General features: G+C 59.9%; 16 protein-coding genes and 1 pseudogene. 14 read left to right on the forward strand and 3 right to left on the reverse strand.

From position 1 onward, the window contains the following. The first annotated feature begins 48 nt into the window (after positions 1-48). The 6 genes and pseudogenes from FS804_RS16815 to FS804_RS16840 all read left to right on the forward strand — a co-directional run bounded on the left by FS804_RS16815 (position 49) and on the right by FS804_RS16840 (position 7,871). Positions 49-1,320 (forward strand): sugar ABC transporter substrate-binding protein, encoded by a 1,272-nt coding sequence (locus tag FS804_RS16815; protein ID WP_144577914.1) that lies wholly within the window; start codon positions 49-51, stop codon positions 1,318-1,320. Positions 1,321-1,580: 260 nt separating this feature from the next. Then, a complete protein-coding gene (locus FS804_RS16820; RefSeq protein WP_144577916.1) occupies positions 1,581-2,441 on the forward strand; it encodes a carbohydrate ABC transporter permease in 861 nt (286 codons plus the stop codon). Further along, a complete protein-coding gene (locus tag FS804_RS16825; protein ID WP_144577917.1) occupies positions 2,438-3,274 on the forward strand; it encodes a carbohydrate ABC transporter permease in 837 nt (278 codons plus the stop codon). The genes FS804_RS16820 and FS804_RS16825 overlap by 4 nt, the downstream gene beginning before the upstream one ends. 11 nt (positions 3,275-3,285) lie before the next feature. Continuing rightward, positions 3,286-4,371, forward strand: a complete 1,086-nt coding sequence (locus tag FS804_RS16830) for an ABC transporter ATP-binding protein (protein ID WP_144577919.1) — start codon at positions 3,286-3,288, stop codon at positions 4,369-4,371. A 45-nt stretch (positions 4,372-4,416) separates the two neighbouring features. Continuing rightward, complete coding sequence (locus FS804_RS16835; protein WP_144577921.1) at positions 4,417-6,420, forward strand: aldo/keto reductase; 2,004 nt, start codon at positions 4,417-4,419, stop codon at positions 6,418-6,420. A gap of 219 nt (positions 6,421-6,639) precedes the next feature. After that, a pseudogene (locus FS804_RS16840) lies at positions 6,640-7,871 on the forward strand (M24 family metallopeptidase). An 8-nt stretch (positions 7,872-7,879) separates the two neighbouring features. On the opposite strand, the gene FS804_RS16845 reads toward FS804_RS16840, so the two are convergent. The 3 genes from FS804_RS16845 to FS804_RS16855 form a co-directional block, all read right to left on the reverse strand. Continuing rightward, the gene (locus FS804_RS16845) at positions 7,880-8,197 is read right to left on the reverse strand and encodes a cupin domain-containing protein (protein ID WP_063949921.1); all 318 of its coding nucleotides are present in this window, start codon (positions 8,195-8,197) and stop codon (positions 7,880-7,882) included. A gap of 29 nt (positions 8,198-8,226) precedes the next feature. Further along, positions 8,227-8,964, reverse strand: a complete 738-nt coding sequence (locus FS804_RS16850; protein ID WP_144577923.1) for a FadR/GntR family transcriptional regulator — start codon at positions 8,962-8,964, stop codon at positions 8,227-8,229. Positions 8,965-9,073: 109 nt separating this feature from the next. Then, positions 9,074-9,871 carry an NAD(P)-dependent oxidoreductase gene (locus FS804_RS16855; RefSeq protein ID WP_144577925.1) on the reverse strand — a complete coding sequence of 266 codons (798 nt, stop codon included), beginning with the start codon at positions 9,869-9,871 and terminating at the stop codon, positions 9,074-9,076. 135 nt (positions 9,872-10,006) lie between these two features. On the opposite strand from FS804_RS16855, the gene kduI reads away from it, so the two are divergent. The 8 genes from kduI to FS804_RS16895 all read left to right on the forward strand — a co-directional run bounded on the left by kduI (position 10,007) and on the right by FS804_RS16895 (position 17,609). After that, positions 10,007-10,831 carry a 5-dehydro-4-deoxy-D-glucuronate isomerase gene (gene kduI / locus FS804_RS16860; RefSeq protein WP_144577927.1) on the forward strand — a complete coding sequence of 275 codons (825 nt, stop codon included), beginning with the start codon at positions 10,007-10,009 and terminating at the stop codon, positions 10,829-10,831. Next, the gene (gene kduD / locus FS804_RS16865; protein ID WP_144577929.1) at positions 10,828-11,571 is read left to right on the forward strand and encodes a 2-dehydro-3-deoxy-D-gluconate 5-dehydrogenase KduD; all 744 of its coding nucleotides are present in this window, start codon (positions 10,828-10,830) and stop codon (positions 11,569-11,571) included. Before kduI ends, kduD begins: the two co-directional genes overlap by 4 nt. Positions 11,572-11,674: 103 nt before the next feature. After that, the gene (gene kdgD / locus FS804_RS16870) at positions 11,675-12,586 is read left to right on the forward strand and encodes a 5-dehydro-4-deoxyglucarate dehydratase (RefSeq protein ID WP_144577931.1); all 912 of its coding nucleotides are present in this window, start codon (positions 11,675-11,677) and stop codon (positions 12,584-12,586) included. A gap of 23 nt (positions 12,587-12,609) precedes the next feature. Beyond that, a complete protein-coding gene (locus tag FS804_RS16875; RefSeq protein WP_144577933.1) occupies positions 12,610-13,746 on the forward strand; it encodes a D-galactarolactone cycloisomerase in 1,137 nt (378 codons plus the stop codon). After that, on the forward strand, positions 13,743-14,621 hold the full coding sequence (locus FS804_RS16880) for a D-galactarolactone isomerase (protein ID WP_144577935.1): 879 nt from the start codon (positions 13,743-13,745) through the stop codon (positions 14,619-14,621). The genes FS804_RS16875 and FS804_RS16880 overlap by 4 nt, the downstream gene beginning before the upstream one ends. Before the next feature lie 138 nt (positions 14,622-14,759). Continuing rightward, positions 14,760-15,737, forward strand: coding sequence for a TRAP transporter substrate-binding protein (locus FS804_RS16885; protein WP_144577937.1), 978 nt, complete (start codon positions 14,760-14,762; stop codon positions 15,735-15,737). Positions 15,738-15,807: 70 nt separating this feature from the next. Further along, positions 15,808-16,329 carry a TRAP transporter small permease gene (locus tag FS804_RS16890; protein WP_144577939.1) on the forward strand — a complete coding sequence of 174 codons (522 nt, stop codon included), beginning with the start codon at positions 15,808-15,810 and terminating at the stop codon, positions 16,327-16,329. Further along, the gene (locus FS804_RS16895) at positions 16,329-17,609 is read left to right on the forward strand and encodes a TRAP transporter large permease (protein WP_144577941.1); all 1,281 of its coding nucleotides are present in this window, start codon (positions 16,329-16,331) and stop codon (positions 17,607-17,609) included. The genes FS804_RS16890 and FS804_RS16895 overlap by 1 nt, the downstream gene beginning before the upstream one ends. The last annotated feature ends 53 nt before the right edge of the window (positions 17,610-17,662 follow it).

The raw sequence follows: 17,662 nt of genomic DNA on the forward strand, positions 1-17,662 counted from the left end.
TGTGCCCATGTTCGCTGAAGAACAGCAATTGAAAAAGGGAGGTTTTCAATGTGCTTGAAATTTCTTGGCGCGTCTACGGCCCTGCTGCTTCTTGCAGCACCCGCTTTCGCGCAAACCGAGACCGTCACCATCTGGAGTTGGAATGTCGCGGCTTCCGCGTTGAAATCCACGGTGGAAGGTTTCAACAAGCAGAATCCGGACATCAAGATCGTTGTTGAAGACCTTGGAAACAATCAGGTTTTTGACAAGACGCTGGCGGCCTGCGCAGCCGGCGGAGATGGTCTTCCGGATATCGTCACGATCGAGAATTTCGAAGCGGAACTGTTCTGGAGCCGCTTTCCCGATTGTTTCGCCAATCTGACCGAGCTTGGCTATACGCCTGAGAAACAGGCGCTTTTCCCTGACTTCAAGCGCACCGAACTGGAGGTTGACGGCGTCGCCTATGCCGTTCCGTGGGATTCCGGTCCGGTGGCGGTATTTTATCGCCGCGACTTCTATGAGAAGGCAGCCGTCGATCCGGCAACCATCAAGAGCTGGGATGATTTCATCGCTGCCGGCAAGAAGATCATGGCCGCAAATCCCGGCACCGTCATGGCGCAGGCCGATTTCAACGGCGATAGCGAATGGTTTCGTATGATCGCGAATGAGCAGGGATGCGGTTACTTTTCGACCGATGGCCAGAACATCACCATCAACCAGCCCGCCTGTGTCGCGACCCTTGAAAAGGTCAAGGAGATGAAAGACGCCGGCATTATAACGGCGGCGATCTGGGATGAGAAGATCCAGGCCAACACGGCCGGCAAGGCCGCGAGCCAGATGTATGGCGCCTGGTATGAGGGCACGATCCGCTCCGGCTCTCCCGATCTTTCCGGCAAATGGGGTGTCTATCTGATGCCGAGCCTGACGCCTGATGGTCCGCATGCGGCCAATCTCGGCGGTTCGTCGCTGGCGATCAGCGCGACATCCGAACACAAGGAGGCGGCGTGGAAGTATATCGACTATGCACTGACCACCAATGAAGGCCAGGTGACGATGCTGAAATCCTTCGGCCTAGTTCCCTCGCTGCTTTCCGCCATCGATGATCCCTTCGTCAAGGAAAAGCAGGCCTACTGGGGCGGGCAGGCGGTCTGGACCGATATTCTCGCCACGCTGCCGAAGATTGTTCCGAGCCGCGGCACGGCGTTCCAGTCGGATGCGGATGCGATCTACAAGGCGACGCAGACGAAATATTTCGCGGGCGGCTATCCCGATGCGAAAGCAGCGCTTGACGATGCGGCCAAGCAGATCGAAACGGCGACGGGGCTGCCCGTCGCGCAGTAAGCCTTCGCTGGTTTAGGAACCGTGCGGGTGCCACGAATTTCTTCTCCCCGCCGGGGAGAAGTCCGCGGCAGCGGGATGAGGGGGCGAGGTTAGAGATATACTGAGAGCCAGCCCCCTCATCCGACCCTTCGGGCCACCTTCTCCCCCTCGGGGAGAAGAAATTGGCCGCACCGTTTTGCAAAGGCATTCCCCGCATAGGGGTGCGCTCTTTCTGAAGCTTTTCCATCTATCCGGCCACCGTCCGGCACATGGAGGTCGTCATGCCGTCCAGGAACAGGATCGCTTATGCGTTTCTTGCGCCCTATCTCCTGATCTTTGCCACCTTCTGGGTCTGGCCGATCATCAGTTCATTCATGCTGTCGTTCCAGAATACGCGCATCAACCCATGGCGGTTTGCGCCTTCCATGAACTGGGGGCGGCTGGTTTCCGATCCGGCCTTCTATAATGCGCTTTATAATACGCTGATCATTCTGGTCATTCAGGTGCCCGTGATGATCGCGCTTGCCACCGTCATGGCGGTGCTCCTGAATTCGCCGCTTCTCAAGGCACGCCCGCTTTATCGTTTTGCCTTCTTCGCACCTGTCGTTGTCGGCGAGGTGGCCTACGCGGCGGTGTTCCGGCTGATGTTCAGCTCCGATTTCGGCATCATCAACAAGCTCATCACGTCGGTTGGCCTTTCGCCCATCTCGTGGTTCGACAATGCCAATGCCGCCATGGCGCTGGTCATCATCGCGGTAACCTGGCGCTGGGCCGGGTATAACGCCATCATCGTTCTGGCCGGGCTGCAATCGATCCCCGGCGATGTCTACGAGGCGGCAACGCTCGACAAGGTGAGCAAACGCCAGCAGTTCTTTTACATCACCCTGCCGTTGCTTAAACCCATCATCCTGTTCTGCGTCGTGCTCTCGGTCATCGGCACCATGCAGCTGTTTGCCGAACCCTTCCTCATCACCAACAGGGGCGGGCCGGGCGGCGGCACGGAAACGCTGGGGCTGTTCCTGTATCGACAGGGCTTCACCTCGCTCAATTTCGGTTACGCCTCGGCCATTGCCTACACCATGGCGGCGCTCGCCATCGCCATTTCACTGCTCAATCTCTGGGTCGGGAGGGAGCCGAAATGAGATCGAAATCGAGATCGCTTTTCTGGCAGAAGATTGCCCTGCATGCGGCGCTGACACCGCTTGCCATCATCTGGCTGTTTCCGCTGTGGATGATGTTCGTGTTTTCGACCATGCCGGATTACGGCATTTTCAGCCCTGATATCGTTCTGGTGCCTTCCACCAATTTCGTCGAGAACTTCAACAACCTGCAGGCCGATACGAATTTCCTGCGAGCCATGTTCATCTCGATCACCGTCGCCGTCATCTATACGGTGCTCTCGGTAATGCTGACGTCAATGGCAGGCTGGGCGCTGGCGCGGTATCGTTTTGCAGGGCGCCGGGTGGTGATCGCCATCATTCTTGGCACCATCACCCTGCCTTTTGCCGTCGTGGTCATTCCGCAATTCATCATGGTGGCGCGGGAGTTCAAGCTCGCCAACACCTGGGTGGCCCTGATCGTGCCGCCGCTCTTCAACTCGCTCGGCGTGCTGTTCATGCGGCAATCCTTCTCGATGATGCCGACGGAGCTTTTCGATGCGGCACGCGTGGAAGGGGTCAAGGAATGGCAGATCTTCCTGCGCATCGCCCTGCCATTGGCGCGTCCCACCATGGCGGCGCTCTCCATCATCCTCTTCCTGGCCTCTTGGAACAACTATCTCTGGCCGCTTCTCATCAATTCCCGCCCAGGAATGATGACCGCACCCGTGGCGCTTGGCACCCTCATCGGGCTCACCAAGGTGTCATGGGGCGGCATCATGGCGGGGGCTGTGCTGCTCACTGCACCCATCATCGTGGTTTTTGTGGCTTTGCAGCGTCACTTCATCGCCGGCATCTCTGCCGGAGCAGTCAAGTAAGGGGAGGCCGCATGGCGGAACTTTCGCTCAAAAACGTGGTCAAGCGCTATGGTGCGCTGGAAGTGATCCACGGTGCCAATCTCGACGTGAAAGACGGCGAATTCGTCGTGTTTGTCGGCCCGTCCGGCTGCGGCAAATCCACGCTTCTGCGCATGATAGCCGGGCTGGAAGATATCTCCGGCGGCGATATCGTGATTGGCGGCAGGACGGTGAGCGATGCCGATCCGGCGGATCGCGGCATCGCCATGGTGTTCCAGTCCTATGCACTTTATCCGCATATGACTGTCGCCGAAAACCTCTCATTCGGGCTGAGGATGAACGGCAATCCCAAGGCCGACACGCAAAAACGGGTCAATCGCGCCGGCGAAATCCTGCAGATCAACGAGCTGATGGATCGCCGGCCAAAACAGCTTTCCGGCGGGCAGCGTCAGCGCGTTGCCATCGGCCGCGCCATCGTGCGTGAACCGCAGGTTTTCCTGTTCGACGAGCCGCTGTCCAATCTCGATGCGGAATTGCGGGTGCAGATGCGCGTCGAGATATCGCGCCTGCACAAACAGCTCGGCACGACGATGATCTATGTCACCCATGATCAGACTGAGGCGATGACGCTCGCCGACAAGATCGTCGTGCTGCGGGCGGGCAATATTGCGCAGGTCGGCGCGCCGCTCGATCTCTACGATGATCCGGCCAACCGTTTCGTCGCGGGTTTCGTCGGTTCGCCGAAGATGAATTTCCTCGACGCTACCATCATGGGCAGCGGCGCGGAGAGCGTTACGCTCTCGCTCGACAGCGATCCTGCGGTGCGGCTGAGCCTGCCGGTGAAAAGCCGTTTGAGCGAGGGAGCCAAGGTCTCGCTTGGCATCCGGCCCGAGCATTTTGCCGATGCGGGCGGGGCCGATGCCGATCTCACCGTGCACGTCGATGTCGCCGAACATCTCGGCAATACCAGCTATGTCTATGCCCGAACCGAAGGCGGCGAGCAGCTCATCATCGAGCGGCCGGAATCGCGCGATGTCGGCGATCGTGACCGGCTGACGGTCGGCCTTTTTGCCCGCAGGGCTTTCCTTTTCGACAGCAAGGGCGACCGCCTGCGCTGAACCCTTTCCCAAGCACCCAAGACTGATATGAAGGACGAGGATTTCATGACGACCGTACAACCGATCCGCTGGGGCATCATCGGCCCGGGCACCATCGCCAGAACCTTTGCTGACGGTATCGCCAATTCCCGCACCGGCAGGTTAGAGGCCATCGCCACCCGCAATCCGGACAAGCCCGGCCTTGCCGAAGCTTTTGCCGGCGCGCGCATTATCCATGGGTACGACGCGCTGCTTGCCGATCCCGATATCGATGCCGTCTATATCGCCACACCCCATACGGGCCATGCTGAATGGGCGATCAAGGCGGTCCGGGCCGGCAGACACGTGCTCGTGGAAAAACCCATCGCGCTTTCCGCCTATGATGCCGACGCCATTTTTCACGAGGCGAAAAAGGCCGGCGTCTTCGCCGGCGAGGCCTATATGTACCGCCTGCATCCGCAGACGGCGAAATTGCTGGAACTGGTGAAAGCCCGTGCCGTCGGCGATATCCGTATCATCCGCTCCAGCTTCGGTTTCAACATGGGCTCATTCAGGGCTGATCACCGACTTTTTGCCAATGAAACCGCGGGCGGCGGCATTCTCGATGTCGGTGGTTATCCGGTTTCGATGGTGCGGATGATTGCAGGTACCGTAGACGGAAAACCCTTTGAAGAACCGGAAAAGGTGGCGGGGGCGGCGCATCTCGGCCAGTCGGGCGTCGATGAATGGGCCTCCGCCGTGCTGAAATTTGCAAACGGCATTGTCGCCGAAGTCTCTTGCTCGATCATGGCGGCGCAGGACAATGTATTGCGCATCATCGGCTCGGAAGGGCGCATCGAGGTCAAGGATTTCTGGTTTGCCGCCGGCCACAAGGGTGGCACCGGACGGATCGATATCGTCAAGGGTGACAAGGTCGAAACCATCGAGTTGCCCGAGGATCGCTGGCTTTATTCCTTCGAAGTCGATGCGGCCGGTGAGGCAATTCGGCAGGGCAGACATGAATTCGCGGCACCCGGCATGACCTGGGCCGACAGCCTTGGCAATCTGCGTGTCATGGACCAGTGGCGGGCTTCCGTCGGGCTGGAATACAGCGTCGAAAAGGCGACGTCGCGCGTCGGAAATATCGCCGGTGGTAAGGTCACGGCCGGAAATGCGGTTCCCAAGCGGCAGGTACCGGGCCTTGCCAAGCCCACTTCCGTGGTCGCGCTCGGTTTCGAGTTCTTCCCCAATTTCGCTTCCGCATCCCTGACGCTCGATGCGTTTTACGAGGCAGGCGGCAATCTCTTCGATACGGCCTATGTTTATGGTGGCGGCAAGACCGAGGCGATTTTCGGTGACTGGCACACCAGCCGCAACGTGCCACGCGAAGAGATCGTGCTGATTGGCAAGGGCGCGCATTCGCCCCTCTGCTATCCCGATATGATCGCCAAGCAGCTCGATCAGTCGCTGGAACGGCTCAAAACGGAGTATGTCGATGCCTATTTCATGCACCGCGATAATCTCGATATTCCGGTCGCCGAATTTGTCGACGCCATGGATGCCGAAGTCCGGCGCGGGCGCATTCGCGGCATTTTCGGTGGCTCGAACTGGACGCGCGAGCGGATGGATGAGGCGGCCGCCTATGCCCAGAAGAACGGCAAGCAGGCTCCTGGCGCGCTTTCCAACAATTTCTCGCTCGCCGAAATGCTCGATCCCATCTGGGCGGGCTGCGTGGCGGCATCTGATGATGAGTGGAAGTCATGGCTGAAATCCCGCCAGATCCCGAATTTTGCCTGGTCCAGCCAGGGGCGCGGTTTCTTCACCGACCGGGCAGGGCGGGACAAACACGATGACGAGGAAATCGTCCGCGTCTGGTATTCCGACCGCAATTTCGTCCGCCGCGACCGGGCGATCGAACTGGCGCAGAAACTCGGGCGTCACCCGATCCATATCGCGCTTGCCTATGTCATCGCCCAGCCTTTCCCGGTCATCCCGCTGATCGGGCCGCGCACGATTGCGGAACTGGAAGACAGTCTTTCGGCGCTGAATCTTGCGCTGACGGATGAGCAGGTGAAGTGGCTGGAGGCTTGAAAGACGATGGGGCGGCAGAATTATCCGCCGCCTCTATGAGATAGGGAAGGCGGTGCGGCATATTTCTTCTCCCCGGCGGGGAGAAGAAACAAGTGGCATGCGCTCGCTCCAATTGACGACCGTTGGGGTCGAGATGTCATCTTCCACCTTCTTTCCTCTCCCGGTGACTGCTAAAGCGAAGGTTCACAAACCTGCCGCCAAACAACCACCGGAGTTCCCATGAGTGATATCGACCGAGGCCGCGCGCAGCAGCTGATGCGGGAAGCGGAGATCGACGCGCTGGTGCTGTTCCAGCCTGAAGCTTTCCTATATGCGGTGGGCGCTCACGCCGGTGTTGCGACCATGTGGGCAGGGCGGGTTCGGCGATTGCGCTCGTTCCGGCCGGCGCCGGAGCGGAGCTTGCCGCCATCGTCAGCGATCATGCCGTGCCGCTCGTTCGGCGCGCTGCGCCTGATGTCGACCTGCGTTGGCATCGTATCTGGATCGATATGGTTGTTCTTTCCGGTGCCGAAACCGTGCGCCAAGTGGATGACGCCTATCGCCGCACCGATACGGGCGGGCCGCGGCCGGAGACATTTGACCGCGCCGCCTGTTTCAACCTTCTCGCGGATTTATTGCGGGAGCGCGGTTTATCATCGGCCCGCATCGGTGCCGACCTCGAATTCATGCCCGCGGCCGATTTCCTGGCGCTGCGTCAGGCCTTGCCTGGCGTGGACTGGATCGACGGTTCGACGGTGCTGAAACGGCTGAAGGCAGTGAAATCGGAACGGGAAATCACGCTTCTGAGGCAGGCTGCGGCCGCTGCCGAGGCAGGGTTGGTCGCGATGGCGGCAGTCGTCAGTCCGGGAGCGGCGCTCGGCCGGCTTTCAGCCGCCTGGAAGACCGGCGCGCAGGCGCATGCCGCGACATCAGGTTTTTCGCTCAGCGGACATTGGGATTACATATCGGTCGGACCGGCCCTGTCGCATATGGCGGCTGTGGTAAGGCCGGGGGCATTGATCAAGGCCGATGTCGGCACACTGGTCGACGGCTATTCCTCAGATGGCGCAAGAACCTTCTCATGGGGCCCGGTCTCACCCTTGGCGGGGGATATCTTCAAGGCGCTGGAAGCGGCCTTCGCCTGCGGGCTGGAGGCGCTCCGCCCCGGCAATAGCTTTGGTGCGGTTCACGCTGCGATGCTCGCCTCCATGCGCCGGGACGGCTTCAGTGAATATTATCGCGGCCATTTTGGCCATTCCGTTGGCGGCGGTGTCGGTATCGAGGAATGGCCGTTCTTTTCCCATGACAATGCGGAAATCATTCTTCCGGGAATGGTGGTTGCGCTCGAAGCGCCGTTTTATGGTGAGGGGCTGGGGGCGCTGATGATCGAGGATCAGTTCCTCGTCACATCGACAGGCGCAGAATGCATGAACAACCTGCCACGCACTCTCAGGGATTTATCCAGAGGCTGAGTACCGGTTCAGAGGAAATCGTCGCGGCGCGGCGTAAAGCAGTCGATCAGCTCGCCCTCTTCCAGACACAGGCAACCGTGTTCTATGTGCCCGGGAACGACCAGGCTGTCGCCCTTCTGCAGATCATAGGCCTCGCCATCGCGGTAAAAGCGAAAGCTGCCGCTGGCGACGTAGGTCGATTGCACATGCGGATGGCTGTGCAGCTTTCCTTCGGCACCGGTCTTGAAGCGGAAGGATACGACCATCAGCTCCGGCGCTTCGGAAAGCACGGTCCGCTCCACGCCGTCGTCGGGCGAAACGGTGGGGAATGTCGGAAGCTTCTGCATGGGTTTTCTCCTCAGGCTTGCAATGTTTTTCAGCGTGGTGCGCGCAACATGGCGCGGTAACGCGTCTGACTGCTCTTCAGGTGATGGCGCATGGCGCTTCGTGCGGCCTCCTCATCGCCATCCTGGATGGCGATCAGGATCGCCTCGTGTTCACCGACCAGGCGCTCGAGTTCGGAGGGTGGAAGAACGTTTTCCGCGCCGTTTTCAGCAACGGCCCTGCGCGGAATGAGGGTGGGGCCAAGCACCTGCAGAAATTCGCTGAAGCGGGGATTGTTGGTCGCTTCCGCGACAGCGATGTGGAAGGCAAAATCAGCCTCGGCGGTCGGCATTCCCTTTGCCGCACTTGCGCGAAAGGCATCAAAGGCTTCGATGATCTTTTCTTCCTGCGCGGGAGACCGACGAAGGGCAGCGAGCCCGGCCGCATCGCCTTCCACGGCGGTGCGCAGTTCGAGCATTTCGATAAGGGAAGAAACGCGGGCAAGATCGACATTGTGGAAAGGTCGTCGCTCAGCTGGCGCCGGCTCCAGCACGAAGACCCCGGCACCCTGACGGGGTTCGACGAGGCCATCGGATCGCAGCGAAGCGATAGCCTCGCGAACCACCGTGCGACTGACACCAAACTCCTGCGTCATCTGCGCTTCGGATGGCAGGCGGTCGCCCGTTTTGTAGCGGCCTTTGGCGATCTGGACTCGCAGTTCCTCCGAAACCTTCACCACAAGAGTTCTACCCTGTGGAGCCGCCTGCTCGGAGGTTGATGCTTTTGTCATCTCTGTTCGCCGTTCTCGAAAATGTCGTTTACGTCTGCCGTTTCTGGATACGTCATTCCCGGCCCGGCACGCAATCCCGCCGCCGCGGCCAGACCGCCGCACATGGTCTTCAATCCTCCTTGAGGATCGGATTGTCGACAAAAACGCCGCCCTGGAAGCGGACCAGCGAATCAGTCGGATCCGGCTTGGGTGTGGTCTCCATAATATGGTGTCGGAAGTTTTCGGCGTTATCCTTCGGTTTCCAGCCGAGGAACCCGAGATGTGAATTGTCCCACCAGCCGGCGTCGTTCGCCGAAGCGCCCCAGATGATCGGACAGCCAAGCACCGGGGCACGAAACACGGCCTCGATCAGGGATACGAAATCATCCTGGGAGAACCAGGTCGATAACATGCGGATATTCTCCGGCTGCGGCGTGCAGGAGCCGATACGGACCAGCGCCGTCTCCTGGCCGAATTTCTCGAAATACATCCGGGCGAGGTTTTCGCCGAAACATTTGGAGACGCCATAAAGCCCGTCTGGGCGGAAGGGAACATCGGGGCCGAGCCGTTCTGTCTGCGGGTAATAACCAATCGTATGGTTCGAGCTGGCAAAGACGATGCGCGGCGCTCCATGGGCGCGTGCGGCCTCGTAAAGGTTATAAAGCCCGATGATGTTGCCCTGAAGAATCTGATCGAACGGACGCTCGACAGAAATGCCGCCGAGATGAACGATACCGTCGCAACCGGCGACCATAGCGTTGACAGCGTTAGCATCCGCGAGATCGCATTGAAGGCATTCTTCGCGCGGTCCTGGCGGATCGAGCGGGGCGATGTCGGCGATGCGCAGAGTTTCGGCCATAGGTGCGAGACGTTTGCGCATCACGCGACCCAGTTGCCCCGCCCCACCCGTGATGAGAAGCCGTTTCATTACCACTCCCCGTTTCGGCTTGCGCGTCCTTTGCACTTGAAAGAATACGAGCCCTTGACGTTATCATACATATAATCCACAAATCGCGTAACATATAATATGTGCATGACGCAACAATGATGAGGGAGAGGTTGGATGCTGACCGTCGAGACCAGACAGGCTGTGAATCCGGACTATGCTAAAACGCTGGATACCGACGGGCTCCGCCGCCATTTCCTTGCGAGCGATATGTTCCGGCCCGGTGAGATCCGGCTCATCTACACCCATTACGACCGCTTCGTGATGGGCGGTGCGGTGCCGGATGGCGCGCCGCTGACGCTGGACAAGGTCGAGGAGACAAAAACGCCGTCCTTCCTCGACCGGCGGGAGATGGGCATTGTCAATATTGGTGACGCTGGCACGGTTAGCGCCGGTGGCGAGACCTATTCGCTCAATCGCGGCGACGTGCTTTATCTCGGTGCGGGCAGCGGTGCGGTGACCTTTAATGGCGCGGGCCGGTTCTACATCACGTCATGCCCGGCGCATCGCAGTCTCCCGGCAAAACTCGTCAGCCTTGCCGATAGTAAGGAGGTCAAGCTCGGTGCGACCGAGACCTCCAACAAGCGCACCATCAACCAGTTCATCCATCCGCTCGTCATGGAAAGCTGCCAGCTTGTTCTGGGCTATACGACGCTGGAGGAGGGGTCTGTCTGGAACACCATACCCTCACACATCCATGACCGCCGCATGGAGGCCTATCTTTATTTTGGCATGGATGAAACGTCGCGCGTATTGCATTTGATGGGCGAGCCGCAGGAAACCCGGCACCTGTTCATTTCGAATGAAGAAGGTGCGATCTCGCCGCCCTGGTCGATCCATTCCGGTGCAGGGATCGGTTCCTACACCTTTATCTGGGCAATGGCGGGTGACAACGTCGACTACACAGATATGGACTTCATCCAGCCGGGGGATATGAAATGAGGAACCCCTTTTCGCTTGAAGGGCGTAAGGCGCTCGTGACGGGCGCGAATACGGGGCTTGGCCAGGCGATTGCGATAGGCCTCGCCGCCGCCGGTGCAGAAGTGGTCTGCGCCGCCCGCCGTGCGCCGGACGAAACCCTTGATATCATCGCAAAAGATGGTGGTAAGGCGAGTTCGCTGCTTCTCGATTTTTCCGATCCGCTGGCGGCGAAGGACAGTTTCACTGACGCCGGTTTCGATATTCTCGTCAACAATGCCGGCATCATCCGCCGCGCCGATTCCGTCGAGTTTTCCGAGCTCGACTGGGACGAGGTGATGGACGTCAATCTCAAGGCGCTGTTCTTCACCACGCAGGCCTTTGCGAAGGAATTGCTGGCAAAAAGGCGCTCCGGCAAGGTGGTCAATATCGCCTCGCTCCTCTCCTTCCAGGGCGGCATCCGCGTGCCGTCCTATACAGCGGCGAAACATGGCGTTGCCGGCCTCACCAAGCTCCTCGCGAATGAATGGGCGGCCAAGGGCATAAACGTCAACGCGATCGCCCCGGGTTACATGGAAACGAACAACACTGAGGCGCTGCGGGCCGATGTTGCTCGCAACAGGGCTATTCTGGAACGCATCCCGGCCGGGCGATGGGGCCGGTCTGACGATATTGCCGGCGCCGCCGTTTTTCTGGCCTCGCCCGCTGCCGATTATGTCCATGGCGCCATTCTCAATGTCGATGGTGGCTGGTTGGCGCGCTGATGCCCGGAAATTCATCTTACAAGTTGTATGATGAATTATTGACAAAGCGAGGCGGAGCGGTTTAGGTGATTTCAATCCAAGATGTCGCAGAGGAATTCCGGCCATGAACCCTGAACAGATCAAGAAAGCGCTGGGCTCCGGCCTCCTGTCCTTCCCGGTCACCCATTTCGATGCGGACGGTCGTTTCGCTGCCGATAGCTACAGGGCGCATGTGGAGTGGCTCGCCGGTTACAAGGCGCCGGTGCTGTTTGCCGCCGGCGGCACAGGCGAGTTCTTTTCGCTGAAGCCGGATGAGATTCCGACCATCGTTTCCGCCGCCAAGGAGGTCGCCGGCGAAACCGCCATCGTTTCCGGTTGCGGTTACGGCACTGAGATTGCGGTCGATATCGCGCGCTCCGTCGAAAAGGTCGGTGCCGATGGCATCCTGCTTCTGCCGCATTACCTCATCGATGCGCCGCAGGAAGGGCTTTACGCGCACATCAAGAAGGTCTGTCAGTCGGTCGGCATCGGCGTGATGGTTTATAACCGTGACAATTCCGTGCTGCAGGCGGATACGCTGGCGCGTCTTTGCGACGAATGCTCGAACCTCGTCGGCTTCAAGGATGGCACCGGCGATATCGGCCTCGTGCGCCAGATCACCGCCAAGATGGGCGACCGCCTGATGTATCTTGGTGGCATGCCGACGGCGGAACTGTTTGCCGAAGCCTATCTCGGCGCCGGTTTCACCACCTATTCTTCGGCCGTCTTCAACTTCGTTCCCGGCCTTGCCAACGAATTCTACGCGGCGTTGCGCGCCGGAGAGCGCGCTACCTGCGAGCGCATTCTTGTCGATTTCTTCTATCCGTTCATGGCGATCCGCAACCGCGCCAAGGGTTATGCTGTCTCCGCCATCAAGGCCGGTGTTCGCCTGCAAGGCTTTGATGCCGGTCCGGTGCGTGCGCCGCTGAAGGATCTGACAAATGAGGAAATCGGCATGCTCGAAGCCCTGATTGGCACGCACAAGCGGAAAACCTGAGAAGACATAACGGAGGGGGAGCGATGAAGATCACGGCGGTGCGCACGCATCTGCTCGAACATCGTCTGGACACGCCGTTCGAAAGCGCCTCCATGCGCTTTGATCGTCGCGCCCATGTTCTGGTGGAGATCGAGTGCGACGACGGAACGGTCGGCTGGGGCGAATGCCTCGGTCCGGCGCGGCCGAACGCTGCCGTGGTTCAGGCCTATTCCGGCTGGCTCATCGGCCAGGATCCTCGTCAGACCGAAAAAATCTGGGCCTTGCTTTATAATGCCCTGCGCGATCAGGGGCAGCGCGGCCTCAGCCTCACCGCCTTGTCCGGTATCGATATCGCGCTCTGGGATATCAAGGGCAAGCACTACGGTGCTTCAATCTCAATGCTGCTCGGCGGGCGCTGGCGCGAGAGCGTGCGCGCCTATGCCACCGGCAGCTTCAAGCGCGATGGCGTCGACCGCGTTTCGGACAATGCGTCCGAAATGGCAGAGCGCCGCGCGGAAGGTTTCCACGCTTGCAAGATCAAGATCGGTTTCGGCATCGAGGAAGATATCAGCGTCATCGCCGCGGTGCGCGAGGCGATCGGGCCGGACATGCGGCTGATGATCGACGCCAATCACGGTTACACCGTCTCCGAAGCGATCACTCTTGGCAACCGTGCGGCAGACTATGGTATCGACTGGTTCGAGGAGCCGGTGGTCCCGGAACAACTCGACGCCTATCAGCGCGTGCGGGCCGGTCAGCCGATCCCGGTTGCGGGCGGCGAGACGTGGCATGGGCGTTATGGCATGTGGCAGGCGCTTTCCGTCGGTGCCGTGGATATTCTTCAGCCTGATCTGTGCGGCTGCGGCGGTTTTTCAGAAACGCAGAAGATTGCCACGCTTGCCACGCTGCACGGCGTGCGTATCGTGCCGCATGTCTGGGGTACTGGCGTGCAGATCGCCGCCGCGCTGCAATTCATGGCGGCGATGACGCCGGACCCGGTGCGGGTCAATCCGATCGAGCCGATCATGGAATTTGATCGCACCCATAATCCGTTCCGCCAGGCTGTTCTGCATGCGCCTCTCGAGGCGGTAAACGGCATCGTCGCCATTCCCGATGGTCCCGGTCTCGGCATCGAGATCAACCGCGATGCATTGACAGAATTCAGGATGCCAGACCCATGAGCGAACTTGTCAGAAAACTGAGCGGCACTGCGCCGAACCCCACTTTCCCGAAAGGGGCGGTCGATACGCAGATGCACATGTACCTCCCCGGTTACCCCGCCTTACCGGGTGGTCCGGGGTTGCCGCCGGGCGCCCTGCCGGGGCCGGAGGATTATCGTCGCCTCATGCAATGGCTCGGCATAGATCGGGTCATCATCACGCAGGGCAACGCCCATCAGCGCGACAATGGCAACACGCTCGCCTGCGTCGCAGAAATGGGCGAGGCAGCCCGCGCCGTGGTCATCATCGATGCAAGCACGACCGAAAAGGAGATGGAAAAGCTTACCGCTGCGGGTGCGGTCGGCGCGCGTATCATGGATCTGCCGGGTGGCGCGGTGAACCTTTCCGAGCTGGAGGCGGTGGACGAGCGGGCGCATGCGGCCGACTGGATGGTGGCGGTACAGTTCGACGGAAACGGTCTTCTCGACCATCTGCCGCGCCTTCAGAAAATCCGCTCCCGCTGGGTGTTCGATCATCACGGCAAGTTCTTCAAGGGCATCAAAACCGATGGGCCGGAAATGGCGGCACTTCTCAAACTCATCGACCGCGGCAATCTGTGGTTCAAATTTGCCGGCGTCTACGAAAGTTCGCGGGAAAGCTGGCCCTATGCGGATGTTGCGGCCTTTTCCCGGGTGATTGCGGCCCATGCGCCGGAACGCATCGTCTGGGGCACCAACTGGCCGCACAATTCGGTGCGCGAGACGGCGGCCTATCCCGATGATGCCCGGCTGGCGGAACTGACGCTCGGCTGGTTGCCGGATGAGGCGGCGCGCCGTCGGGCGCTGGTCGAGAACCCGGAAGCGCTGTTCAAGCTGTCGCCCGTCGAGGCGACTTAGTTTCGTCGGGGATGGTTGGGGAAGGGCCCATCATCTTTTCAAGCGAAAGGTCTTTGCATGCCGGCCCGGAGGGGCGTCACAAAATCGGTCCGCTAGGCCTGGAGGGGCCGGGCCGTATCAACAACGGAGGAGGAAAGCATGAAAAAGATTGCAAGCATGATAAGCGTCGCGATGGGGCTCGCGCTGTCAGGCGTTCCCGCCGCGGCGCAGGAAATCACTCTGCGGTCGGCCGACATTCATCCGGATGGTTATCCGACGGTCGAGGCTGTGAAATATATGGGCGAGTTGCTGGCCGAACGCAGCAATGGCCGCATCAAGATACAGGTGATGAACAATTCCGTGCTCGGCGGCGAGAAGGACACTATCGAGCAGACCCGCTTCGGCGTCATCGACATGAACCGAGTCAACGCTGCGCCCTTCAACAACCTAGTGAAGGAAACCACGGTTCTAGGTCTGCCTTTCCTGTTCCGTTCGACGGAGCACATGCACAATACGGTGGACGGCCCGATCGGTGACGAGGTTCTGGCGGCCTTCGAACCGCACGGCCTTATCGGTCTTGCCTTTTACGATTCCGGTGCGCGCTCCTTCTACACCACCAAAAAGCCCATCGAGAAACTGGCCGATTTGAAGGGCCTCAAAATCCGCGTACAGCAATCGGATCTGTGGATTTCGATGATGCAGGCCTTTGGCGCGAACCCGACGCCGATGCCGATGGGCGAGGTCTATTCGTCCCTTGAAACCGGTGTCGTTGACGGTGCGGAAAACAACTGGCCCTCTTACGAGTCCGCCCGCCATTATGAGGTGGCGAAGAACTATTCGCTGACGGAACATTCCCTCAATCCGGAAATCCTCGTCATTTCCAAGATTTCCTACGATAAGCTTTCGCCTGAGGACCAGAAGCTGCTGCGCCAGGCGGCCAAGGATTCCGTCGGCAAGATGCGCGAACTCTGGAGCGCCCGCGAAAAGGCGTCGGAAGAGAAGGTCCGCGCCGGTGGCGCCAATGTCATCAAGGTCAACAAGGAGGAATTCGCGGCCGCGATGGGTCCGGTCTACGACAAGTTCGTGACCGATCCGAAGATGAAAGACCTTCTGGAACGCGTGAAAGCGGTCAAGTAACGCGCGGAAAACCGGCCTTGGAGACAGGGCCGGTTTTCTTTTGCCACCGTTGATGCGGGAGGAACAGACAATGCGAAATTTCATGCGGGCAATCCGCCCCCTTCTCGGCGCGCTCAGCCACGCGTCGCTCTATATTGCCGGTATCGGCATGATCGCCATGACGCTGATCGTCGGCTGGCAGGTTTTCGCGCGATATATTCTCAATAATTCACCCAGCTGGTCGGAGCCGCTGTCGCTGCATCTGATGTCATGGTTCATCATGCTGGGGGCAGCCGTTGGCGTGCGCGAAAGCGTGCATCTGGGGCTCGATATCCTGCGCTACATGATGCCGCCCCGGGTTCAGAAAGGCATGGACATGACCAGTCTTGCGCTCATCTTCTTTTTTGGCGCCGGCATGGCCTGGTACGGCACGTCGCTTTCAATGGGCACGTGGTCAGCGACCATTCCGGTTCTTGGCTGGCCGGGCGGAACGGACTTCTTTCCGTTGATCGGTGGGGGTTTCCTCATCGCGCTTTTCGCTGCCGAACGTTTCGTCGACCTTGCCATCGGTGAGGACATCGCGGCTGACGTCATTGTGCAGGAGGCCGCGTAATGGCTTACACCATTCTCTTCGGCGTCTTCACGCTGCTGATGCTGATCGGCACGCCGATTGCGTTCTGCCTCGGCATCGCCTCCTTCGCCACCGTTCTTTATCTCGGCCTGCCGCCAATCGTCGTCTTCCAGCAGATGAATTCGGGCATGAACGTTTTTGCGATGATGGCGATCCCGTTCTTCATCTTCGCAGGCGACCTGATGGTGCGTGGCGGTATTGCCCATCGCCTCATCCGCTTCGCCGCCGGCCTCGTCGGGCACCTGCGTGGTGGTCTTGGCCAGGTTAATATCGTGGCATCGACGCTGTTCGGCGGCATCTCCGGCTCGGCCGTCGCCGATGCTTCAGCTGTCGGCGGCTTGATGATCCCGCAAATGGCCAAGCGCGGTTATGACAGGGACTATGCCGTCAATGTCACTGTCAACGCGGCTATCATCGCCCTGATGATCCCGCCCTCGCATAACATGATCCTTTACTCGATCGCGGCCGGCGGCAACGTCTCGGTGGCCGATCTTTTCACCGCCGGCATCATTCCAGGCTTCCTGCTTGCTGCGGCGCTGATGGTGACGGCCTATATCGTTGCGCGGCGCAAAGGTTATCCGTCCGAGCCTTTCCCGGGTTTCTCCAGGCTGATGTATTACCTGCTGGCCTCGTTTCCGGGCATCCTCCTGATCGGCATTATCTTCGGCGGCGTCCGTTCAGGCGTTTTCACTGCGACCGAAAGTTCCTGCATTGCAGTGCTCTATGCGTTTCTCGTCGCCATGCTGGTCTACCGCGAGCTCAACTGGGAAGGTTTCGTGGACGCGGTGATGGGAGCGGTCCGTACCACGGCCATGGTTCTGCTCGTCATCGGGACAGCCGCATCGTTTGGTTGGCTGATGGCCTTTCTGCAGGTGCAGACGCTGATGATTGCCGCGATCAGCGCGATTTCGGACAATCCGATCATCGTGCTGCTGGTCATCAATGTCATCCTGCTGTTGCTCGGCACCTTCATGGACATGGCGCCGATGGTCATCATCTCCACGCCGGTGCTTCTGCCCGTCGTGAAGGCCTTCGGCATAGACCCCGTCCACTTCGGCGTGGTCATGATCCTGAACGCTGGTATCGGTCTCAACACACCACCGGTCGGAACCGTGCTCTTCGTCGGCTGCGCTGTCGGCGGCATATCGATACGGGAGGCGATGCGCACAATCTGGCCGTTCTTCGGCGCGAGTATCGCCGTGCTGCTGGCCGTGACCTATATTCCGTCGCTCTCCCTTTGGCTGCCTTCGCTTTTCCGCTGAAGCGGGATTGGCGGTTAAAAATCAATGGGCGCCGGATGTCGCGATCACCCGGC

Source organism: Agrobacterium sp. DE0009, from assembly GCF_007680755.1.
Lineage (GTDB): Bacteria > Pseudomonadota > Alphaproteobacteria > Rhizobiales > Rhizobiaceae > Agrobacterium > Agrobacterium tumefaciens_B.